This window comes from Microbacterium oxydans, from assembly GCF_006540085.1.
Taxonomy (GTDB): Bacteria; Actinomycetota; Actinomycetes; order Actinomycetales; family Microbacteriaceae; genus Microbacterium; species Microbacterium oxydans.
In genome coordinates this window covers 1,139,765-1,160,551 of record NZ_BJOG01000001.1, presented here as the reverse complement: position 1 = coordinate 1,160,551, position 20,787 = coordinate 1,139,765, and the positions used below count along the sequence as shown (strand labels likewise).

Here is a 20,787-nt window from a genome sequence, read left to right as displayed (position 1 = left end):
CTCTTTCTGTGAGGAGGGCTAGGAGCGCTTGCGTCGACTGGGCGGTGCGTCGATGCCCAGGGTCTGTCCGCGGAAGAAGGCGGGCCGTCTGATCGCGTTCCAGATCATGACGACGATGCCGACGACGATGATCAGCATGCCGAGGATGAACACGATGCCGACCCCGCCGATCTGCGAGCCGGAGCCGTAGGCCGGGTCCATCGAGTCGATCAGCGTGGTGAAGAACAGCACCGCGAGGATCGCGCCGCCGACCAGCGGGAACAGGAACGTGAAGAAGAAGTTCCGCGTCGAGTCGAACCACTGCTTGCGGAAGTACCAGACGCAGGCGAATGCGGTGATCCCGTAGTAGAAGCAGATCATCATGCCGAGCGTCAGGATGGTGTCCCACAGCGTGTCCTCGCTGACGATGCGCATCACGGCGTAGAAGGCCGATGCCACGATGGCGGAGGCGATGGTCGCGTACCCCGGGGTGAAGAACCGCGGGCTGACCTTCGCGAACGACTTGGGCAGTGCGCCGTAGTGCCCCATCGCCAGCAGGGTGCGCGCGGGACCCACGAACGTGGACTGCAGCGACGATGCCGAACTGGTCAGCACCGCGAGCGACACGAGGAACGCGAGCGGGCCGAGGATCGGGCCGGAGAGGTGGAAGAACACGTTCTCCTGGATGTCCTCGTTGCCGAGGCCCAACGCTCCGGTGCCGACGCCGGCGAACATGATCATCGCGACCGCCAGCAGCAGGTACAGGGAGACGATCATGAGCACCGTGACGGTGGCGGCACGCCCCGGGGTCTTCTCCGGATCCTTGGTCTCCTCGTTCATGGTGAGGGTGACGTCCCAGCCCCAGAAGATGAAGATCGACAGGGAGAGGCCGGCGGCGACGGCGCTGAACGACGAGATCGCGAACGGGTTGAACCAGCCGAGGTCGAACGGCTGGTAGTCGAAGCCGTTGCCGTTCACCGCCTGCACGATCGCGGCCCCGGCGAAGAACAGCAGCACGAGGATCTGGAAGCTGACGAGCCAGTACTGCAGCTTCTGCGTCGTCTGCATGTCGCGGTACGAGATCCACGTCGCGCCGAGCATGAACAGCAGGCACACGCCGATGTTGATCCAGGTGACGCTCGCGAGGGAGGCGATGTCGGGGTTGCCCGTGATCTGCGAGATCAGCAGGAAGAGGAAGTCCACGGCGATGCCAGCGAGGTTGGACAGCACGAGGATCGTGGCGACGACGAGGCCCCAGCCGGCCATCCAGCCCACCCAGGGACCGAAGGCACGGGCCGCCCAGGTGAACGACGTGCCGGAGTCGGGCATCCGGTTGTTGAGCTCGCGGTAGCCGAAGGCGACCAGGAGCATCGGGATGAACCCGACGAGGATGATCGCCGGGATCTGGGACCCGACGGTGGAGGCCACGGGTCCGACGGCCGCCGTGAACGTGTAGGCGGGCGCGATGCACGAGATGCCGATCACGACCGCGCCGATCAGGCCGACCGTTCCGGCGCTCAGGCCCTTGGTGGAGATCCCGGTGGTGACGCCGGATTCGGGCTCCGTCGCCCGGTGGGTGCTGCTCATCAGCGTTCTCCTGCTTCGTTGCGGGTGCGCGGGACGACGATCATGGGGACGGGCAGAACGTGCAGCATCTTCGCCGCCGTGGAGCCCAGGAACAGTCGGCGCGGCTGTGCCAGCCGGCTCGATCCGACCAGGATGACCTCACCGGGAAGCCAGGAGAGGTTCGCGACCGCATCCTCGACCGTGTCGCCTGGGGCCTTCTCGACCGCGGCGGTGCGCCCGTCCGGAAGGAGCTCGGTCGCCATCGCGAGAACCTCTCGACCGTGCGTGTCCCCTACGGTGCGGATGGCTCCCGTGTCGAGTCCGGGTGGCACGTCGAACGGCACGAGGGAGACGAGTCGCAGATCGACACCGCTGTCTCCGGCGAGCGACACCGCTTCGTCGAGCAGCGCGTCCGCGCCCGGCCGTGAGCCGACCGCGACCGTGACACGCGGGATGACGTGGTCGTCCTGCTGCGCGGTGCCGGCAGGTGCCAGGGCGACCGGGATGGTCGACGAGTGCAGCAGCTCGGAGGCCACGCTGCCGAGACGGTGGCGCCCGAAGATGCCGCCGCCCGCCGCGCCGATCACGATCAGACGTGCGCCGAACTCCTCACCGGCGGCGATGAGCCCCTCGGCGAAGGACTCGGAGAAGCGGACGTGTCCGCTGCGGATCAGCTCCTGCGGCAACCGGACGACGGCGTCGCCGAGCCACTTCTTGGCCTGCGAGCGGATGTGCTCCTCGTAGGCGCGCTCCGGCGGCACCGCGGCGCTGCGCGTGCCCTCGTTGGGCAGCACGATCACCAGGTGCAGGGTCGCTCCCAGGCTGCGGGCGATGCGCGCACCCAGCGCTGCGGCATCCGCTCCCGCGTCCGTCGCCGTGTATCCGACGACGACCGACCCGGTCATCAGCTGCTGCTCTCGACAGCGCCGGCCTCACGACTCGCATCGACGATGTTGGAGGCGACCAGGTGTCCCATCCGGATCGCACCGTCCACGTGCTGATACCCGGCGCCTGCCATGTCGCTGCACGCGAAGTGGATCGGTCCGACCGCGGTGCGCAGGTCGGCGCCGTAGCGGTGCAGGCCGCCCATGTCGAAGCTGGCGGCATAGGCGCCGCGCGTCCACTCCTCGCTGCCCCAGTCGCTCTCGTAGTAGACGACCGGGTTCTTGGCCTCGGGGCCGTAGTAGTGCGACAGCGACTCGAGGATGCGCTCCTTGCGCTCCTCGGGCGAGAGCTCGAAGACACCGTCGGCGTTGGCGTCGGAGACGAAGCCGACCAGGGTGCCACGCTCATCGCCGTGGTTGGTGTTGTCGTAGGCCTCGTGCGACAGTTCGTACGGGCTGAACGCGGTGCCGCTGAGACCCTGCTCGCGCCAGAACGGCCGGTCGTACACGGCGTGCACCTTGATGACGAAGCCCATCGAGAGGTGCTGGTGCAGCTGGTGCTGGCGGCGTGGCAGCGGCGGGTCGAACGAGATGCGGCTGTAGAGAACCGGTGCGTGCGCGAGGATCGCGTGACGGGCGCGCACGGTGAGCTCGTCGGTGACGGCGACCACACCGGCATCCGACCACTCGAGGCGGCGGACGGGCTGGTTCAGCAGCACGTCGTCGCCCAGACGCTCGGCAAGGCGCAGCGGCACCTGCTGGAGACCGCCCACGACGCGCTTGTCGAGGATGAAGTCGGCGTCGACCAGGTTCGAGTAAGAACCGGCGGACGCGGCCATCAGGAGCGACTGCAGGAGCGAGAACGAGTGCGTGGGTTTGGTGAGCATCGCGGAGCCCGTGGCGAAGGCGAGGTTGCGCACGGCCTCGTCGTCGTCGGTCTGCGAACGCAGCCAGGCATCCCAGGTGATGGAGTCCCACTCCTCGGCCTTGGGGTGCGCCCACGGCTGATCGGGGTCGATCTCCGCGACCAGCGCGTCGAGGATGCCGGTGATGCGGGCGATCACGGCCTCGGTCTCCGGCGAGACGGGGAACATCTCCCCCGTGAAGCGGTGGGTCTTCCCGTCGGGTCCGACGTAGACGCTGTCACCCTCGCGGTAACGGCTGTAGGTCTCGAGGCCCAGCTCCTCGATCGTGTCCTTGAGCGCGTCCTGGTCGGGCGAGACCCACTGGCCGCCGATCTCGAGCATGGCACCGTCGATGACGTCGGTCCACAGGCGGCCGCCCACGCGGTCGCGGGCCTCCAGCACGGCGACCGACAGGCCGGCCTTGCGCAGGTCGTTCGCGGCCGTGAGCCCTGCGGCTCCGGCACCGATGATGAGTACGTCGCGGGTGATCTCAGACATCTGCAACTCCTTCGTTGGGGGAAGTAGTGCCGGTCGCGACCCGAAATCCCCCGATTGGGGTCGCGACCGGACAGGGGGTCAGGCCGCGCGGGAGCGCGGCCTGCATGTTATTCGGCGGCTCCGGCCAGCGCAGCGGCCACGATGTCGAGTCCCTCGTTCAGCAGGTCGTCGCCGATCGAGAGCGGAGGAAGGAAGCGGATGACGTTGCCGTAGGTGCCGCAGGTGAGGACGATGACGCCCTGCGCGATGCACGCCTTCGCGACGGCCGCCGTGAGAGCGGCGTTCGGCGCCTTGGTCTCGGGATCCACGAACTCGGCGGCGATCATGGCGCCGTGGCCGCGGATGTCTCCGACGCGCGGGTCGTTCTGCTGGATCGCGGTGAGACGGTCGATGAGGATGGTGCCGATCTCGCGTGCCCGCTCGATGACGCCGTCGTTCTCGAACACGTCGATCGAGGCGAGGGCCGCGGCACAGGCGATCGGGTTGCCGCCGTAGGTGCCGCCGAGACCGCCGGAGTGCGAGGCGTCCATGATCTCGGAACGACCGGTGACGGCGGCGAGCGGGAGGCCGCCGGCGATGCCCTTGGCCGTGGTGATCAGGTCGGGCTCGATGCCGAAGATCTCGCTCGCGAACATATGACCGGTACGGGCGAAGCCGGTCTGCACCTCGTCGGCGATGAAGACGACGCCGTTCGCGCGGCACCAGTCGACGATCGCGGGGAGGAAGCCGTCGGCCGGGACGATGAAGCCACCCTCGCCCTGAATGGGCTCGATGATGACCGCGGCCAGGTTGTCGGCACCGATCTGCTTCTCGAGCTGGAGGATCACGCGGGCCGCGGCCTCGCGCCCGTCGAGTCCGTCGCGGAAGGGGTACGACATCGGCGCGCGGTACACCTCGGGGGCGAACGGGCCGAAGCCGCTCTTGTAGGGCATCGACTTGGCGGTGAGCGCCATGGTCAGGTTCGTGCGGCCGTGGTAGCCGTGGTCGAATGCGACGACGGCCTGGCGACCGGTGTGCTTGCGGGCGATCTTGATCGCGTTCTCGACCGCTTCGGCGCCCGAGTTGAACAGGGCGCTCTTCTTGGCGAAGTCGCCGGGGGTGACGCGGTTGAGTGCTTCGGCCACGCCCACGTAGGACTCGTACGGCGAGATCATGAAGCAGGTGTGCGTGAACTGCGCGGCCTGAGCGGCGACGGCCGCAGCGACCTTGGGGTGCGCGTTGCCCACCGTGGTCACGGCGATGCCGGAACCGAGGTCGATGAGCGAGTTGCCGTCGGCGTCGACGACCACTCCGCCGCCCGCGGCGACGGCCGCGATCGGAACCGTGTGTCCGACACCCGCGGCGACGGCGTCCGCCTTGCGCGCGAGGATCTCGGCCGAACGGGGGCCGGGGAGGTCCGTGACCAGGCGACGCTCCTGCGGGAGGTCGGGTCCACCGAGAGGGACTGCGGGGGCTGCGGTGTCGAGGAGTGCCATGTTCGCGAGCGTACGGCGGTGACCGAGACTGCTGCATTCACCGGTCTGTACAATCTGTAGCGTCAGTTCGCCTGCGTGTATAAGTTCCGGAGGATGTCATGGCCGTCACCGCTCAGCCGACCCTGCGTGCGCTGCTGCAGCGTCGTGACCTCGGGCTCTCGCTCGTGCCTCGCGAAGCCGACATCCCGGAAGGCGCTCTCGACCGCCCCCTGCGCTGGGTGCACAGCTCCGACCTCGCCGACCCGACCCCGTTCCTCTCGGAAGACCTGGCACTGCTGACCACGGGGACGCAGTTCGACGAGGCCGTGAGCATCGACACGTATGTCGGGCGACTCGCAGACCGCGGCGTGATCGGCCTGGGGTTCGGTACCGAGGTGCATCGCTCAGGGATCCCCGACGAGCTCGTCGAGGCCTGCGCTGTGCACGGGATGCCCCTGTTCGCCGTACCGTACCGCACCCCGTTCATCGCCGTCGCACGTGCACACTCCGAGGCCATCGCGGCTCAGGCCTATGCACGACGGTCATGGGCACTCGACACGCAGCGCGCTCTGGCCCTCGCCGCCCTCCGTCCGCACGGCCTCGACGCGACGATCGCGGAGCTCGGGCGTCGGCTCGACGTCTGGTCTGGCATGTTCGACGCCGCCGGAGCCCTCACGTTCGCTCACCCGCGTGACGCCATCGAGGCGCGTGTGCTCCACGAACTCGGCTCCCGCGTGGTCGAGATCCTCACGCGGGGGCTCGAGGCCGGGCAGTCGCTCAGCATCGAGGGTCACTCGTTCATGCTGTTCACGGTGGGCCGCGGCGGACACCTGCGCGGCGTCATCGCCCTGGCCATCGAGACGCTCGACCCCGAAGCACGTTCGGTCGTGACATCGGTCATCGCCATGGCGGGACTCGCGATGGAGCAGAGCGAGCAGCTGGCGCGCAGCCGACGCCGCCTGCACACCCAGCTCCTCGGCTCTCTCCTCGCCGACGACCCCTCTCTCGCCAGGCGGGTGCTGGGAAGCCTGCCACCCGCGCCCGTGCTGGTCGCGGTCGCGGCCGACGCCCCTGCGGGACCCCTGGCCGACTGGTGGGAGCGACATCGGTCCGAACACGGCACCTCCTTCTTCCTGGCCGAGTCGGAGGACGGCGTCACGATGTGCGTGTCGGTCGCCGACGAAGGGCTGCTCGATGAGGTCGCCGCGCGGTTCGGCATCCGCATCGGCGTCTCCGATTCGGAGGGCTACGATTCGTTCGCCCGTGCCCATGCGCAGGCACTCACCGCGCTGCGCCAGCAGGGCTCGCACGGGGTCGCCCGGTACGCCGACACCGTGGGGTCGAGCATCCTCACCGCCCTCGCGACCGACGAGGCCCGCCTGGTCGCCGAGTCTCGACTCGCCCCGGTGCGCGAGCACGATGCCCGCACCGGCGCCGACCTCGAGGGCTCGCTGCGCACCTGGCTCGAGCACGATGCGAAGGCCGAATCCGCCGCGAACGCTCTCGGGGTGCACCGACACACCCTGCGCTCCCGCATCGCCCACGCGGGCGCGCTGCTCGACATCGACCTGTCGACCTTCCCGGCTCGCGCCGAGCTCTGGACGATCCTGCAGACCGCTCGGGATTGATGCCTGGTCAGTCGGTGGATCCCTCGCCGAGGTTCGCGGAGACGACCTCGAGGGCGTGGGCGCGCGCCTGGACCGCATCCACGCCACGCTCGGTCGCGACCGCGGCGGCGAACACCTCGGCGAACACGAGGTAGGCCACGCGGGAGGTGTGCTCGAGCTCGTCGCGGAAGCTCACCCCGGTCGGCGCGATCACGAGCGACAGCGACGCCGCCTCGGTCAAGGCCGACGAGGCGAACGACGTCAGGGCGATCACGGTCGCACCGCCCCGCGCGGCCGCCGTCGCGACGCGCAGACTCGCCTCGTTCGCACCGGAACCGCTCACCACGAGGCAGACGTCTTCGGCCGTGAGGTGGCGGGCCGCGATCTGCTGGGCGATGGCGTCGGCGATGAATTCCGCCGACCGCCCGGCGGCAGTCAGCCGCATGGCGAGGTCGTTGGCGATCGGCGACGACAGTCCGTTGGCGAGCACGAGCAGACGACGGGCGGATGCCGAGAGGCGCACGGCCTCGGCGACAGCATCCGGGTCGAGCAGGCTGGCGAGCGCCGGCAGGGAGCCCGCCAGACGATCGATCTCCCCCCGCATGCGTCCGAGCACGCCGGGACCGTGGTCGACGGCCGCCTCCCCGGGCGTGCTGCCGAGTTCGGCGGCGAGCGCGACCCGCAGCTGCGGATAACCGCGATAGCCGATGCCCTGGCAGGTGCGGACCACGGTGGCGCGGCCGACGCCGGCCCGATCGGCGAGCTCCTGCGCCGTCCACTCCACGACCTCGTCGGCCGATTCGACGATCAGCTCGGCGACGCGGCGCTCGGCCGGCTGCAGGGTGTTGAGCACGGCCGCGATGCGTGCGGTGGGCGGGGCGCTAGGCGAGAACACGGGCTCGGGCTCCCTCCATGATGCGGCGACGGATCGCACCGGACGCCGCATCGATCAGCATCGTCACCACGACCACCACGATGAGCAGGACACCCACCGTCGACCACTCACGGTACTGGGTGTAGGAGGTGAGCATGTCGCCGATTCCGCCGACGCCGATGAGCCCCAGCACCGCGGAGGAGCGCACGTTGATCTCGAAGCGGTACAGCCAGAACGACCAGAACGCCGGTTCGGCCTGCGGCCACACACCCCAGCGCAGCACCTGCAGCGTGCCGCCACCGGCCGCGCGCGCCGCCTCGATCGGACCTCGGGGCACGGCCTCGACCGCCTCATACCCCCATTTGCCGAGCGTGCCGACGCCGTTGATGGCGAGGGCGAGCGCGCCGGTGAACGGGGTGAGGCCGGTGACCGAGAGGATCACGATCGCAATGATGATCTCCGGGACCGCCCTGATCAGCGAGAAGAGTCCGCGCAGGAGCGCCCGCAGCCACGCGGGCCCGAATCCGCGCGCGGCGACCAGGCTCAGCGGGGTGGCGAGCAGGATGCCGAGGATCGTGCCGACCCAGGCCATCTCGATGCTCCGCCACGTCTGCCACAGCGCCTCCGGCAGCTTCTCCCAGTTCGGATCGGCGAACATCAGGAACGTGTACCGGATGATCTCGGACGGCAGATCGGAGAGGCGGGACCAGTCGATGTCGATCGACCAGAACGCCAGGACCACGATGCCGGTGACGAGCGCCCATCCGGCGATCAGCCAGGGCCGGCGAGGCTTGGCGGGGATGACGGTGAGCGCCGCACTCATACGAGCCTCCGTCGGATGGCGTCCGAGACGAGGTCGATCACGATGACGACGATGAGGATCTCCAGGATGATGAGCGAGAGCTGGTCGTAGCGGTAGAACGTGCGCACCGCGTCGATCAGCAGCCCCATGCCTCCGGCGCCGACGAGACCGAGCACGGTCGAGGCGCGCACGTTCAGCTCGAACACGTACAGGGTCTGATTCGCGAAGGCGGGCCAGGCGTCGGGCAGCGCGAGCGTACGGTTGATCTTCGCCTGCGTCGCCCCCACCGCGCGTCCGGCCTCGAGGGGGCCGCGGTCGTTGGTGTCGATGGCCTCCGAGACGAGTTTGACGATGATGCCGACGTTGAACAGCAGCAGCGCCAGGATTCCGGGGAGCGCACCGACCCCGACCATCGCGACCAGGATCGCCGCATACAGCAGGTCGGGCACGCTGCGGATGACGTTGAGGATGCCGCGCACGATGACGCGCGCCGTGGTGTTCGGGTTGGTGGCACGCGCGGCCCAGAAGCTGAGCGGCAGCGACACGGCGGCTCCGATGGCGGTCGCGATCACCGCCATCTGCAGGGTCTCGATGAGGGGCGCGACGGTGCGGGGGAAGAAGCTCCAGTCGGGCAGGAGCAGCTTCACGATCTTGTCGGCGCCGTTCTGCCAGTTGCGCGCGATGGCCGAGAAGTCGACGCCGATGCCGATCACCGGCAGGCACATCACCACTGTGACGGTCACGACGGCGGCCAGGATCACAGGCCCCTTCCACGCTCCTCGCGGGCGGGCGGGAATGTCGAGGACGGTCGCGTTCTGGGCGCCGCTCATGCGTCCAGCCGGTCGTCGGGCGTGAGCGAGCGGCCGTAGATGCTCTCGAAATCGGCGTCCGTCGCACTGGTGGCGGGCCCGTCGTAGACGATCTCCCCGGCGCGCATGCCGATCATCCGCGCCCCGTACTCGCGGGCGAGGTCGAGGAGGTGCAGGTTGACGAGCACCGTGATCCCGAGATCCCGGTTGATGCGGCGCAGGTCGTTCATCACCCCGTGCGCGGTGGGCGGATCGAGGCTCGCGACCGGCTCGTCGGCGAGGACGATGCGCGGCTCCTGGGCGAGGGCACGGGCGATCGCGACCCGCTGCTGCTGGCCGCCCGAGAGCTCGGAAGCGCGGGAGTGCAGCTTTGGCAGGATGCCGACACGATCGAGCGCGTGATACGCAAGCTGCTTGTCCGCCTCGCGGTAGACGCCCAGGAGCGTGCGCCAGAGCGGCGTGTGGGCGAGGCGCCCGACGAGCACGTTCTGCAGCACGCTCGCGCGGCCCGCGAGGTTGAAGCCCTGGAAGACCATGCCGATGTCGCCGCGGAGGCGGCGGAGGGTGCGCGACGAGGCGCCGCTCACCCGGTGCTCCCCCACGTCGAGGGCGCCGCTCGTCACCGGCACGAGGCCGTTGATCGTGCGGATGAGGGTGGACTTGCCCGAGCCGGAGAGCCCGACGACGGCGACCATCTCGCCGGCCTCGATGTCGAGCGACACCCGGTTCAGACCGACCGTCCCGTTGGGATAGCGCACCGTGACCTCGTCGAGGCGGATGGACCACGGCGTGGACGCCGCAACCGAAGCTGCGGCGTCCACGTGCTGGATCTGATCGGACAATTTACTGGAGCCCCAGAGCCTGTGCGGCACGGGCCACGACGTCGAGCGAGTCGGGGTCGGCCGGCGCGAGCTTGGTGATCGAGTAGATGCTGGTGAGGATCTCGGAACCCTCCGGAGTGTTCGAGAAGTCCTCGAGCGCCTTCGTGATGCGATCCTGCAGCTCGGGTGACAGGTCGGACGAGAGGGCGACGCCGTCGTTCGGGATCTCCTCGGTCATCGCGAACACAACGACCTTCTGGCCGACGTCGGGGGTGTCCTTCGCGACGATCGTGCGGGCGTCCCAGAAGCTGAATCCCACCTCGGCGTCGCCGTTGTAGACCGCGAGCACCGAGGCGTCGTTCGCGGTGACAGGGATCTGCTGGATGTCGGTGTCCGTGTCGAGACCTGCCTCCTGCAGCGCGACGATCGGGTAGATGTAGCCGGCGGGCGAACCGGGGCCGAGCACGGCGACCTTCGCGCCCTTCACCTTGTCGATGCTGTCGAGGCCGGCCGGGCCCTTCATGGCGTCGGCGCCGTTGCAGAACAGCATCCCGTCACGCTCGACCGGCTCGTCGTCGCAGTACTTGTCGGGGTTGTTCGTCATGAACTGCGCGGGGTAGGTGATGTTGCCGTTGCGCTCGGTCTGCAGCACGACCTTCGCGTCGTACATGTCGTTCGCCTGCCACAGCTGCAGCGACGGCAGGAAGCCGATCTGCGCCTGGCCTGCGCCCATCGCCTCGACGGCGGCCTGGTAGTCCTTCGACACGACGCCTGTGACCTCGATGCCGAGCTCCTCGGTGAGGTAGTCGGTGAGGGGCGCGGCGGTGTCGACGAGTCCGTCCTGGTCCTGCGAGGGCACGAGGGCGAGCACGATCGAGTCGGGGTCGGCAGCGGGGGCTGCGGAATCCTTGGGCGCGGCGGTGCTGCTGGAGCAGCCGGCGAGCACCACGGTCAGCAGGGCGCCGACCGCGACGACGCCCGCTGCGGAGGAGCGGAGGAGAGAGGTACGCATGTTCATCCTTCGATGGGGGTGGGTGTGTGAGGGAGGGGTATGAGCGGGGAGGGAGAGGTCTCAGCCGCGCAGCCAGGCCTCGAGCTGGGGAACCAGCGTCGAGAACTCGGCGGCGCGGAAGGTCGGGGTGGCGTCAGGGTCGGAGAATCCGCCGATCAGCGCGGTCGCATGGCCGCGGGCGTGCGCGGGGGCGAGGTCGTTGTGCCAGATGTCGCCGATGCTCAGCACCCGGGCGTCCGCGGGGAGCTCGGCGAGCACGGCCTCGAGCCCCCGGGGCTTGCCGGCACCGGTGACGATCCGGTCGAACAGTCCGCGAAGCCCGAGGGTCTCCAGCGCGTCGACGATGCGGATGGCCGGAGCGTTCGTGACGAGGATCCGCTCGGCGTCGACCGAGGAGAGGAACTCGGCGAGCCCGTCCGGTGCGGTGATCGGGGCATCGGCAGTGCCGAGCTGCGCACGACTGGCGAGATAGGCGTTGCTCAGGAGACGGGCATCCGCTCCCCTGGCTTCGGCGACCCGGCGCACCGCGTCGTAGCCGTCGAGCGCATCCCCGTCGGCTGCGGCGAGGACCGCGCGGACGTCGTCGAGGAAGGTGACATCGTCACCGAGGCCGGCAGCGACCTGCTGGGCGTAGGCGAGGACCGGACCGTCGCCGAGGGCGATCGTGCCGTCGAAATCGAAGAGGAGGATGGAGTTCACGGAGTTCTTTCTGTGGGGACGCTCCGTCCATGATGAGGAACGATTGTGGACAGAAAGTCCCGAACGCGTGAACGCCGTGTGAACAATCCGTCCACTCCACTCGCGTATGGTGAGCGCCGTGTCCGAACTCGAACAGCTCACGCATGCGGCGCACCTCGCCGCCGACGGATCCGACGCCGGTGCACGCTCCGCCCTCCATGCGCTCCCCTGGCTGGCATCCGCGATCCACGACGACCGCGCGGCCGGCCGCTTCGCCGTGTGGGGGCGGTCGTCGGTGATCGACGAGAACACGGGTGCGGCGGTCATCCCCCGCGCGCTGTTCGAGGAACTGCACGGGCACGCGGACATCGCCGCAGACTGGCCGCTCGGCAACGCGGGAGTGCTGCACTGCTACGGCTACCTGCTGTCGCTGGAGCCCACGCCCTACGGCCTCAAGCGCGAACGCTGGACCGAGGGCGCGCTGGCTCGGGCATGCCACCTGCCTCCGGACGCGTTCCGCCCCTGGGGCGAGGGGCCGACGCTGCTCGCGCGAGCGACCGCCGCCGCATCCGCACTCCTCGCCACCCCCTCTGCCGGCGCGACCCAGGTGATCGACGCCCGCGAGGCCAGGCTGGCCCTCGGTGCAGTGCAGGGCCCGACCGCGCTCGCCTACGCCGTCGCGCCGACCGCAGGCACCACCCCTCTGCTGGTCACGATGTTCCCGGTCGCCGATGCGACCATCCCCCTCACGGAGTTCCTCGCGGATCCGCGCCTGCGCTGGAACGCGGTCTAGCCTCCCCGGCTCCGACGCCTCCGGTCGCGCTTCGTACCGCCCGCGCGGCTTCTGAACGGCAGCAACTGCGACCGGAGCAGGGGGGTCAGGAGCGGACCCGAGCGCGATCAGCCAGCAGCGCTCGGCAGCGGATGACGTCTTCAGCGGTCTGCGCGATCAGCGCGTCGACGCGGTCGAAGCGCAGGGTCGGGCGCAGGAGTGCAACGAGGGTCACGAACAAGCGCCGGCCGTACAGCTCGAGATCCGCATCGTGGAGGTGCACCTCGACACGTCGCGCACGGTCGCCGTCGAACGTCGGATTCGCACCGACGCTCACGCTCGCCGCCCAGAGCGGCTGATCGTCGTCGATCCGCGCCCAGGCCGCGTAGATCCCGTCCTCAGGGAGGTCTCCCTCGTCCATTTCCAGGTTCGCCGTCGGGAAGCCGAGCTCACGCCCCCGGCCGTCACCCGGGACGACCATTCCGACGATCGCCCCGAGCGGCGGAGCGCTCACGCGCTCTCGGGCGCGGCGATGGACCGGTAGCGGCTCTGGTGGAAGACCAGGGGCTCGACATCGTCGAAGAGCGTGACGTCGGCGATCTCGTACAGGGCGATCTCGTGATCCCCGCCGTCGAACGTGCTGTGCAGGCGGCAGGTGAGCCAGAGCGCCGCATCCGCGATCAGCACGGCTCCCCCGTCGGTGCGCTGCCACTCGTGTCCGCCGAACCGGTCGCCCTCACGCGCCGAGAGCGAGCGGCTGAGTGGCTCATGGTGCGCGGCGAGCACGCTCATGCCGAGCTCGGGCACCGTGCGCAGCACCGGCCAGGTCTTCGACGTGCGGGCTGCGCTGATCGCGACGAGTGCAGGTTCGAGCGAGATCGAGGTGAAGGAGTTGACCGCCATCCCGACGGCTCGATCGTCGATGTGCGCGGCGAGGGCCACGACACCGGTCGGATACACCGAGAAGGCCCGGCGGAGGGCGAGGTCGCGCGGCAGGGCGTCGGTCACGGCAGTCGTCATTTCGGCTTCCTTTCGTTAGTCAACTTTGACTAGTATTGATAATAGGCAACTTTGATCATGCAAACAACAGGAATGTGCGAGGCCAGCCGTTAGCATGAGGGTCATGTCGACCACCCGCCTCGTCGTCCTCGGCGCCGTGAAGCAGTTCCAGCCCGTGCACGGATACTTCCTCCGCCGCGAGCTCATGACGTGGCATGTCGACGAATGGGCGCACATTCAGCCCGGATCGATCTACAACGCCCTGCGTGCCCTCGAGGTCGACGGGTACATTGCCGAGAGCGGCACCGAGGCCGAGGGCAAGCGCCCCGCCCGCACGACGTACCGCATCACTCCGGCCGGCGAGGTCGAGCTGCAGCGGATGCTGCGCGAGAACCTCTGGAACGTGGCGGCCTTCGACACGCAGGCGATCATGACCGTGGCCTCGTTCATGTTCGTGCTGAGCCGGCAGGAGGTGATCGCCGGCCTCGAGCACCGCCTCATCAAGAGCGACGCGATCATCACGCAGAACGGCTTCGATGTGCAGGACACCCTGCGCTCCGAGACGACACCGAAGTACGTGCGGGAGATCTTCGACCTCTCCACCGCCCGTCTCACCGCCGAGAAGCAGTGGCTGCTCGACCTGCTGGATCGTCTGCGCGCCGGCGAGTACACCTTCGCCGGCGAGACGGCCGAGAGCGCGGCAACGGCTGACGCTGCCGCGTCGGACTGACCTCAGCGCGACGCCGCGAGCGCCGCGATCGAGGTGGGCGAGAGAGCAGTCGTCGTCGCGCCGCGGTGCTGGGCGACGACGGCGCCGGCAGCGCAGGCGCGGATCAGCGCCGCTTCGATGGCAGCCCCCTGAGCGAGCGCAGCTGCCAGTGCCCCGCAGAACGCGTCACCGGCGCCGGTCGTGTCCACCGGATCGATCCGGAAGGCGTCGACGTGCAGCGGGTCGTCTCCGGCCCGGTGCAGCGTCACTCCCCCGGCACCTCGGGTGAGGACCACGAGCCCGGCACCGGCGGCGTACAGCCGGTCGATGCCGCCGAGCTCGGCGCACTCGGTCTCGTTCACGACCAGCACATCGACGTCGGCGAGCATCCCGATCGTCGCCGCGTGTGCGGGCGCGGCGTTCAGGATCGTCAGCGCTCCCGCTGCGCGGCCGGCCCGCAGCGCCGCCGCCACGCTCGCGAGAGGAACCTCCAGCTGAGCGAGGACGACCGCGGCGCCCTCGACCCCGGCGACCGCGTCATCGGCGCCGAGCTCACCGTTCGCGCCGGCCGCCACGATGATGCTGTTGTCCCCGTCGTCGAAGGCCAGCACATGGGCGACACCGGTCGGGGCGACGGCGCTTCGGCGCAGGGCCGCCTCTACTCCGGCATCCGCCAGCGTCCGCTGCAGCACGTCGCCGGCCTCGTCCGTTCCGACGACCCCGCAGAACCGCGTGGACGCCCCGCTGCGGGCGGAGGCGACGGCCTGATTCAGCCCCTTACCTCCGCAGAAGCGGCCACCGGCCCGGCCGAGCAGGGTCTCACCGACGAGCGGGGGGCGCGAGACCTCGACCACGAGATCGAGGTTCGCGCTCCCCACCACGGCGACGCCGGCGAGGGTGTCAGACACGCGACATCGTCCGCCGGTACTGCGAGCCCGTGTGCGACTCTGCGAGCGCGGGCGTGGGCGTGCCGATCAGGCGCTCGCGCAGCGACTGCGGCTCGGACGAGGGCTCCGCGATCGCGCCGCGCTCCTTGAGGATCGGCAGCACGTGCTCGATGAAGTCGACGGTCGAGGCCGGCGGGATGACGGGGGCGAACAGGAACCCGTCGAGGTCGGCGCCGTCGGCGAGCTCGATCATCCGGTCAGCGACCTGCTCCGGGGTGCCGACGATGGGGCGGGCTCCGACGCCGTGCGCGTGCCAATCCCCCAGCACATCGCCGACGGTCTTGTCCGCGAAGCGGGCGACCTGCGTCTGCGAGAGTTCGGTGCTGAGCTCCGACATCGGCGTGTTCGGCGCGTACGCCGAGAGGTCGAGGCCGGTGAACCATGCATAGGAGGCGACCGTGACATCGGGGTTCTGCGCGTCGGCGACCTCGGCGTACTTGCGCCGGGCCTCCTCCTCGGTGCTGCCGACGACCGCGGCGAACGCCGACATGATCTTGACCTCGTCGGCCCCGCGACCGTTCTTGACGGCCTCCTCGCGGATCGCACTCGAGTGCGCACTGAGCTGTTCGACCGAACCGCTGCCGACGAAGATCGCCTCGCCGTGCTTGCCGCCGAACTCGCGACCGGCGGGCGATGCCCCGGCCTGGAACAGCACCGGCGTCCCCTGCGGCGAGCGCGAGGTGTTGCCGTAGCCGTGCGAGCGGAAATAGGGACCGTCGTGCGCGATGCGGTGCACCTTGGACGGGTCGGCGAAGCGACCGGCCTTGTCGCGCTCCAGGGCGCCTTCCTCCCAGGCCTGCTCCCACAGCTTGTAGACGACCTGCATGAAGTCGTCGGCCATGAGGTAGCGCTCGTCGTGGCCGACCATCGGCACACCGAAGCCCTGCACCGCGGTGTCGGCCGTGCCCGTGGTGACCACGTTCCAGCCGATGCGTCCGCCCGAGAGGATGTCGAGCGTCGCCATGCGGCGGGCGAAGGAATAGGGCGGCTCGAGCAGCGTGGATCCGGTGGCGACGAGCCCCAGTCGCGTGGTCTCGGGGATGAGTGCGGCAAGGATGATCGCCGGGTCGAGCCGGGGCAGATCGAGGCCTTCGACGGAGCAGATGTCGGGGCGTTCACCCGCGACGTCGGCCCAGCCCCAGGCATCCGCGAGGAAAAGGAAGTCGAACCCGGCGTCCTCGACCATGCGCGCAGTGTCGCGCCAGTACTCGAGCTTGTCGAACAGGTAGCGCCCGTTGTCGGGGTGCCGCCAGGTCGCGGTACCGGAGTCGTTCGCCTGCGCGTTCTCGAAGAGGCCGAGACGCAGCGGTTTGACGGTGTTCTGATCGGTCATGTGCGGGTGCCTTCCTTGTGGGTGGTTCGGGTGGATCTGGGCTGTTCTCCGGGCACGCCGGAGGAACCCCGGGACGGGTGGGGGATCCCGTCCCGGGAGGCGGGTGCCGCGTCAGCCCTTGGCCGTGACCTCGCCGTCGCTCCACCAGAGCACGCGCTTGCGCACCAGGGCGAGGACGATGATGAGGAGCACGCCGAGCAGGCACAGCAGGGCGATGCTGGCCCAGGTGACGGGGAGGTTCGCCTGGGCGGCCGAGGTGGTGACGAGCGAGCCGAGGCCGGCCTGCTGCCCCGCCGCGACGAACTCGGCGACCGCGGCGCCGACCACGGCGAGCGGCAGGGCGATGCGGAGGCCGGCGAACACGTACGGCATGCTGCCGGGGAAGCGCAGTTCGCGGAAGATCTCCCACCGCGAGGCATGCAGCGTCTTGAACACGTCCATGGCCTTCTGGTCGACGTCGCGGAGCCCTGCGAGGGAGTTCACGAGCATCGGGAAGAACACCACGAGGCCGGTCACGATGAACTTCGGCACCATGCCGAAGCCGAACGCCACGACCAGCGCCGGGGCGATCGCGACGATGGGGGTCACCATCACGATGATCACGAGCGGCATGACCGCCCGCTCGATGATCTGGAACTCCGCCATCACCACAGCCAGGAGGAACCCGGCGAGGATGCCGGCGGAGGCACCGACCACGACCTCGAGCAGCGTGACGAGGAAGTTCGACCAGTACATGCCGGCGTCGTCGACGAGGCTGGTACCGATCGCCTCCAGCGTCGGGAGAACATACGGATTGGTCCAGGCCACCAGCTGCCACAGCAGCGCGGCGATCACGAAGGTGATCAGAGTGGGGCCCCACGATCCCCACCGCAGCCAGGAGGGAGCGCCGCGGCGGGGCTGGGCCTTCAGACGGGCGGTTGCGATCGTCGCGGTGGTGTCTCTCATCGTCAGCTCAGACATGGGCCTTCTCCGTCTGCGCGCGCAGCGCACCGCGCACGACTGCTTCCAGTTCGCGGAACTCGTCCGTCGCGTAGGCCTCCTCGGTACGCGGTCGCGGCAGGTTCACGTCGATCACCTGGGCGATGCGTCCCGGGTGCGCGGCCATGACCACGATGCGGTCGGAGAGCATGATCGCCTCCGGCACGGAGTGCGTGACGAACATCACGGCCTTGCGGTTCGACTGCCAGAAGTCCAGCAGAGCGATCCGCTGCAGGTCCCGGTTCATCTCGTCGAGGGCGGAGAACGGCTCGTCCATCAGCATGATCGCCGGGTCGAACACGAACGCCCTGGCGATCGCGGCGCGCTGCTGCATACCCCCGGAGAGCTGCCCCGGGTACTTCTTCAGCGCATGGCCGAGGCCGAAGGTCGACAGCAGCTCGGCCGGGTCGCGGAGCGCACGGTCGCCGTTGGCCCCGCGGTTGATCCGCACGGGGAGCTCGACGTTCTCGCGCACCGTCTTCCACGGCAGCAGCGCCGGAGACTGCGGCACGAGTCCGATCTTCTTGTCACGCGAGGCCGCCCTGACGCTCTCGCCGTCGATCGTGACGGTGCCGGAGTCGGCGTCGAGGAGTCCGGCGACCACCTTGAGCAGCGTGGACTTCCCGCAACCGCTGGGCCCGATCACCGAGACGAACTCGCCCATCCCGATCGTGAGACTCACGTCATCGAGCACGGTGACCTTCGCGCCGTCGACGCCGAAGGACTTCGAGACGTTCCTGACCTCGACGCCGGCGCCGTGTGCGACCGTCATCACTTCTCCTGCCAGATCAGGGTGTCACCGTCGTAGAGGTCGGCGACCAGGTCGGCGTCCATCATGTCGGCGATCGCGGGCAGCTCCTTGACGTCGCCGTACTTCTTCACGAGGGCGTACTCGGGCTCCCACATGGACTCGTTCTGCACGCCGGGGTTGCCGCCGGCACTCTCGCGCACCCAGGCGGACTCCACCTCCCACGTGCGGGCGAGCTGCTCGCGCGGGAACGCGGCTCCCTGCCCGTTGTCCTCGGCCAGCTTCGCCAGCTTGTCGATGCACGCATCGGATTCGTCGAGGCAGTACTGGAGCGCCTTGAGGCTCGCGCGCATGAAGTCGGCGGCGACCTCGCGGTGCTCATCGAGGAACCGGGAGTTGACCTCCATCACGTTGTACGTGCCCTCGACGCCGAGGTCGGAGGGGAGGAACTCGCTGAACGGCAGGCCCTGTGCCTTGAGCGACTGGGGCTGGTTCGAGGCGTAGCCGACGATCGCGTCGACCTGCTCGCGCACCACGACGGTCGGGTCGTAGTTGGTCATCTTCACCATCTCGACCTTCGAGACGTCGACCCCGGCTTCGTCGAGCATGGCCGAGGCGATCGGTGTCAGGTTGATGAAGTACCCGAGCGATCCGCCCTCGAGGTCCTTGAGGCTCTCGAGCTTCTCGTTGCCGAAGATGGAGAACGGCGGGGTGGTGCCGTAGGTGGCGACCGCCGTGAGGTTCCTGCTGTTGGCGGCCGCCAGCATCACATCGGACGCGGAGCCGAGCGCGGTGAACTGCGCCTGCCCCGAAGCCACGAGCTGCTGCCCGTTCGCCCCTGAGGCGTTGATCTCGACATCGAGGCACAGATCGTCGAAGTAGCCCAGCTCCTCGGCGAGGAACACATCGAGCTGACCGGCGCTGGCGGAGTAGCCGTAACCGGAGATGTAGGTGATGGTGCCGGCATCCTGATTCCGCTTGCAGGCGTCGCTGTCGTTCGCACTCGTGGGGGCGGTATCGCCGCCTGGCGTCTGCGCGGAGCATGCTCCGAGCGTCAGCGTGGCGGCGAGAACGCACGTCAGGGTGGCAGTGATGCGGAATCGGGTTTCCGCAGGGGAAGTAGCCATGAGGGTCCCTTCTCGGCCGTTCGTCGTTGATGGCTCGATGAAAGTAACATAGTCAATCTTGACTAAGCAAGATCAAACTAAGTTTTGACGAACGGCATGACGGGCGCACCATGCCTCCGCCCATGAGGACAGCGGAGACCGGAGGTCAGACCGAGGTCGAGCGGAGGGGCCAGGCCGGCCACCAGCCGCCATCGAGTCCGCTCAACAGCGACGTCACGCGCTCCCGCTCGTCCGCGGTCAGCTCCGGGGCCGGACCCGCGGCGGTCTCCCGACGCTCCCCGTCGGGGGACCGCACCTCCGTGTACAGCCAGGCGCGTCGCCCGACGGGGTACTTCTCCCGGAACCCGCCTGAGGCGACGGACAGCACGATCCGCTCCATCTCGTCCGCCGCGCTTTCGGCAGTCTCGTCGCAGGCGTCGCACACGCACAACGGGACGATCGCATGGAAGAGTGCCCCGGCTTCGACGCGGACGACGGGAGGCATCGGAGCGATGCTGATCGCCGCTCCGACCGCGGGGTCGAGCACGATGCATTCGGCACCTCCCTCATCGCGCTCACGCCGCACCTCGACTTCGTACCCGGCACGAAGGTGTTCGACGAGGGCTTCGACCACGAGAAGTAACGGTTCGAAGCGCTCCGGGTGCGATTCCCGGGAGTAGGCCTCCTCCGGCGGGGCACCCTCGGACCAGCGGCGTCCGTAGCGGATGACCTCGCCCCGGTCGTCGCGGAAGAGCAGGAGCGGGAGAGCGGGACGGACGTAGGCGCTCGCAGGGAGCACGGCGGTGCGCTCGGGCGCCTCGGCGGACAGCGCCCTCACCTCCTGGTCGTCGAGGTCGTCCTGATCCCACGACTCGATCATCCGCAGGAAGGCTTCGCGCTGGTCGGGCTGCCGCACCATCCCCTGCACGAGCGCCTCGACCGGGATGGAGAGGGTGTTCGTCCCTATCTCGGGCTCGGCCGCCATCCGCCATGTCGCTGCCGGATGCACCATGGCGATGACGTTGCCCACGAAACGCGCCGCCGCAGCGGCCAGGTCGGCGCTGTCGAGGATCGCATGATGCGCGGCCACGAAATCCCACGTCGCCGCGAGGTCGTCGGCCAGGAGATTCGGGTCCGCGCCCTGACTCCGGGCGAACCCGGCGAACAGCTCGAAGCCGTCGACGAACCGCACCGATCTCCGCGCATCCGCCGGCGACGGCATCCACATGATCGCGGCGGACCCTACCTCGGGCATCGGGCCGAACGGACCGGGGAAGACGTCGCTGCTCATCGACTGAGCGTATCG

General features: G+C 69.3%; 21 protein-coding genes. 3 read left to right on the top strand and 18 right to left on the bottom strand.

The window, feature by feature from the left end:
* Positions 1 to 18: 18 nt before the first annotated feature.
* From MOX01_RS05625 to gabT, 4 genes are all read right to left on the bottom strand, one after another.
* Positions 19 to 1,566, bottom strand: coding sequence for an APC family permease (locus MOX01_RS05625; protein WP_046747856.1), 1,548 nt, complete (start codon positions 1,564 to 1,566; stop codon positions 19 to 21).
* Positions 1,566 to 2,450 carry a universal stress protein gene (locus tag MOX01_RS05620; RefSeq protein ID WP_113680748.1) on the bottom strand — a complete coding sequence of 295 codons (885 nt, stop codon included), beginning with the start codon at positions 2,448 to 2,450 and terminating at the stop codon, positions 1,566 to 1,568. The genes MOX01_RS05625 and MOX01_RS05620 overlap by 1 nt, the downstream gene beginning before the upstream one ends.
* The gene (locus MOX01_RS05615; protein ID WP_141368739.1) at positions 2,450 to 3,832 is read right to left on the bottom strand and encodes a flavin monoamine oxidase family protein; all 1,383 of its coding nucleotides are present in this window, start codon (positions 3,830 to 3,832) and stop codon (positions 2,450 to 2,452) included. The genes MOX01_RS05620 and MOX01_RS05615 overlap by 1 nt, the downstream gene beginning before the upstream one ends.
* 107 nt (positions 3,833 to 3,939) lie before the next feature.
* Positions 3,940 to 5,307, bottom strand: coding sequence for a 4-aminobutyrate--2-oxoglutarate transaminase (gene gabT / locus MOX01_RS05610; protein WP_141368737.1), 1,368 nt, complete (start codon positions 5,305 to 5,307; stop codon positions 3,940 to 3,942).
* 98 nt (positions 5,308 to 5,405) lie between these two features.
* Here gabT and MOX01_RS05605 point away from each other — a divergent pair, with 98 nt between their 5' ends.
* Positions 5,406 to 6,914 carry a PucR family transcriptional regulator gene (locus MOX01_RS05605; RefSeq protein WP_141368735.1) on the top strand — a complete coding sequence of 503 codons (1,509 nt, stop codon included), beginning with the start codon at positions 5,406 to 5,408 and terminating at the stop codon, positions 6,912 to 6,914.
* Between the two features lie 7 nt (positions 6,915 to 6,921).
* Here MOX01_RS05605 and MOX01_RS05600 read toward each other — a convergent pair whose 3' ends face one another.
* The 6 genes from MOX01_RS05600 to MOX01_RS05575 are packed head-to-tail and all read right to left on the bottom strand — an operon-like array spanning position 6,922 to position 11,910.
* Complete coding sequence (locus tag MOX01_RS05600; protein WP_058632123.1) at positions 6,922 to 7,788, bottom strand: MurR/RpiR family transcriptional regulator; 867 nt, start codon at positions 7,786 to 7,788, stop codon at positions 6,922 to 6,924.
* Positions 7,775 to 8,590 carry a phosphonate ABC transporter, permease protein PhnE gene (gene phnE, locus MOX01_RS05595; RefSeq protein ID WP_058632122.1) on the bottom strand — a complete coding sequence of 272 codons (816 nt, stop codon included), beginning with the start codon at positions 8,588 to 8,590 and terminating at the stop codon, positions 7,775 to 7,777. Before phnE (MOX01_RS05595) ends, MOX01_RS05600 begins: the two co-directional genes overlap by 14 nt.
* Positions 8,587 to 9,399, bottom strand: coding sequence for a phosphonate ABC transporter, permease protein PhnE (phnE, locus tag MOX01_RS05590; protein ID WP_061015307.1), 813 nt, complete (start codon positions 9,397 to 9,399; stop codon positions 8,587 to 8,589). The genes phnE (MOX01_RS05595) and phnE (MOX01_RS05590) overlap by 4 nt, the downstream gene beginning before the upstream one ends.
* Positions 9,396 to 10,199 carry a phosphonate ABC transporter ATP-binding protein gene (gene phnC, locus MOX01_RS05585; RefSeq protein ID WP_174799751.1) on the bottom strand — a complete coding sequence of 268 codons (804 nt, stop codon included), beginning with the start codon at positions 10,197 to 10,199 and terminating at the stop codon, positions 9,396 to 9,398. The genes phnE (MOX01_RS05590) and phnC overlap by 4 nt, the downstream gene beginning before the upstream one ends.
* Positions 10,200 to 10,221: 22 nt before the next feature.
* Positions 10,222 to 11,211 (bottom strand): phosphate/phosphite/phosphonate ABC transporter substrate-binding protein, encoded by a 990-nt coding sequence (phnD, locus tag MOX01_RS05580; protein WP_141368731.1) that lies wholly within the window; start codon positions 11,209 to 11,211, stop codon positions 10,222 to 10,224.
* 60 nt (positions 11,212 to 11,271) lie between these two features.
* Complete coding sequence (locus MOX01_RS05575; protein ID WP_061017358.1) at positions 11,272 to 11,910, bottom strand: HAD family hydrolase; 639 nt, start codon at positions 11,908 to 11,910, stop codon at positions 11,272 to 11,274.
* A gap of 118 nt (positions 11,911 to 12,028) precedes the next feature.
* Between MOX01_RS05575 and MOX01_RS05570 the strand changes: the two genes are divergently transcribed.
* Positions 12,029 to 12,682, top strand: a complete 654-nt coding sequence (locus MOX01_RS05570) for an amino acid deaminase (RefSeq protein WP_230977810.1) — start codon at positions 12,029 to 12,031, stop codon at positions 12,680 to 12,682.
* An 85-nt stretch (positions 12,683 to 12,767) separates the two neighbouring features.
* On the opposite strand, the gene MOX01_RS05565 is transcribed toward MOX01_RS05570, so the two are convergent.
* A complete protein-coding gene (locus MOX01_RS05565; RefSeq protein ID WP_061017354.1) occupies positions 12,768 to 13,175 on the bottom strand; it encodes a riboflavin kinase in 408 nt (135 codons plus the stop codon).
* Positions 13,172 to 13,681 carry a flavin reductase family protein gene (locus MOX01_RS05560; protein WP_058633058.1) on the bottom strand — a complete coding sequence of 170 codons (510 nt, stop codon included), beginning with the start codon at positions 13,679 to 13,681 and terminating at the stop codon, positions 13,172 to 13,174. Before MOX01_RS05560 ends, MOX01_RS05565 begins: the two co-directional genes overlap by 4 nt.
* A 103-nt stretch (positions 13,682 to 13,784) precedes the next feature.
* Here MOX01_RS05560 and MOX01_RS05555 point away from each other — a divergent pair, with 103 nt between their 5' ends.
* The gene (locus MOX01_RS05555) at positions 13,785 to 14,390 is read left to right on the top strand and encodes a PadR family transcriptional regulator (protein ID WP_061017351.1); all 606 of its coding nucleotides are present in this window, start codon (positions 13,785 to 13,787) and stop codon (positions 14,388 to 14,390) included.
* A gap of 2 nt (positions 14,391 to 14,392) precedes the next feature.
* Here the strand turns inward: MOX01_RS05555 and MOX01_RS05550 are convergent, their stop codons facing one another.
* The 6 genes from MOX01_RS05550 to MOX01_RS05525 form a co-directional block, all read right to left on the bottom strand.
* Positions 14,393 to 15,277, bottom strand: a complete 885-nt coding sequence (locus MOX01_RS05550; RefSeq protein WP_141368727.1) for a ribokinase — start codon at positions 15,275 to 15,277, stop codon at positions 14,393 to 14,395.
* Entirely contained in the window at positions 15,270 to 16,649 is a 1,380-nt protein-coding gene (locus MOX01_RS05545) for an NtaA/DmoA family FMN-dependent monooxygenase (protein ID WP_058633055.1), read from the bottom strand. The genes MOX01_RS05550 and MOX01_RS05545 overlap by 8 nt, the downstream gene beginning before the upstream one ends.
* Before the next feature lie 111 nt (positions 16,650 to 16,760).
* Positions 16,761 to 17,609, bottom strand: a complete 849-nt coding sequence (locus MOX01_RS05540) for an ABC transporter permease (RefSeq protein ID WP_061016140.1) — start codon at positions 17,607 to 17,609, stop codon at positions 16,761 to 16,763.
* The gene (locus MOX01_RS05535) at positions 17,602 to 18,399 is read right to left on the bottom strand and encodes an ABC transporter ATP-binding protein (RefSeq protein WP_017201539.1); all 798 of its coding nucleotides are present in this window, start codon (positions 18,397 to 18,399) and stop codon (positions 17,602 to 17,604) included. The genes MOX01_RS05540 and MOX01_RS05535 overlap by 8 nt, the downstream gene beginning before the upstream one ends.
* Positions 18,399 to 19,502 carry an ABC transporter substrate-binding protein gene (locus tag MOX01_RS05530; RefSeq protein ID WP_141368725.1) on the bottom strand — a complete coding sequence of 368 codons (1,104 nt, stop codon included), beginning with the start codon at positions 19,500 to 19,502 and terminating at the stop codon, positions 18,399 to 18,401. Before MOX01_RS05530 ends, MOX01_RS05535 begins: the two co-directional genes overlap by 1 nt.
* A 145-nt stretch (positions 19,503 to 19,647) precedes the next feature.
* Entirely contained in the window at positions 19,648 to 20,772 is a 1,125-nt protein-coding gene (locus MOX01_RS05525) for a DUF6226 family protein (RefSeq protein ID WP_141368723.1), read from the bottom strand.
* Positions 20,773 to 20,787 lie beyond the last annotated feature (15 nt).

Coding starts and splice junctions, on each gene's coding strand:
- MOX01_RS05625 (WP_046747856.1), bottom strand. CDS start 1,566: ATGAGCAGCACCCACCGGGCGACGGAGCCCGAATCCGGCGTCACCACC.
- MOX01_RS05620 (WP_113680748.1), bottom strand. CDS start 2,450: ATGACCGGGTCGGTCGTCGTCGGATACACGGCGACGGACGCGGGAGCG.
- MOX01_RS05615 (WP_141368739.1), bottom strand. CDS start 3,832: ATGTCTGAGATCACCCGCGACGTACTCATCATCGGTGCCGGAGCCGCA.
- gabT (WP_141368737.1), bottom strand. CDS start 5,307: ATGGCACTCCTCGACACCGCAGCCCCCGCAGTCCCTCTCGGTGGACCC.
- MOX01_RS05605 (WP_141368735.1), top strand. CDS start 5,406: ATGGCCGTCACCGCTCAGCCGACCCTGCGTGCGCTGCTGCAGCGTCGT.
- phnE (WP_058632122.1), bottom strand. CDS start 8,590: ATGAGTGCGGCGCTCACCGTCATCCCCGCCAAGCCTCGCCGGCCCTGG.
- phnE (WP_061015307.1), bottom strand. CDS start 9,399: ATGAGCGGCGCCCAGAACGCGACCGTCCTCGACATTCCCGCCCGCCCG.
- phnD (WP_141368731.1), bottom strand. CDS start 11,211: ATGCGTACCTCTCTCCTCCGCTCCTCCGCAGCGGGCGTCGTCGCGGTC.
- MOX01_RS05560 (WP_058633058.1), bottom strand. CDS start 13,681: ATGACGACTGCCGTGACCGACGCCCTGCCGCGCGACCTCGCCCTCCGC.
- MOX01_RS05555 (WP_061017351.1), top strand. CDS start 13,785: ATGTCGACCACCCGCCTCGTCGTCCTCGGCGCCGTGAAGCAGTTCCAG.
- MOX01_RS05545 (WP_058633055.1), bottom strand. CDS start 16,649: ATGACCGATCAGAACACCGTCAAACCGCTGCGTCTCGGCCTCTTCGAG.
- MOX01_RS05540 (WP_061016140.1), bottom strand. CDS start 17,609: ATGTCTGAGCTGACGATGAGAGACACCACCGCGACGATCGCAACCGCC.
- MOX01_RS05535 (WP_017201539.1), bottom strand. CDS start 18,399: ATGACGGTCGCACACGGCGCCGGCGTCGAGGTCAGGAACGTCTCGAAG.
- MOX01_RS05530 (WP_141368725.1), bottom strand. CDS start 19,502: ATGGCTACTTCCCCTGCGGAAACCCGATTCCGCATCACTGCCACCCTG.
- MOX01_RS05525 (WP_141368723.1), bottom strand. CDS start 20,772: ATGAGCAGCGACGTCTTCCCCGGTCCGTTCGGCCCGATGCCCGAGGTA.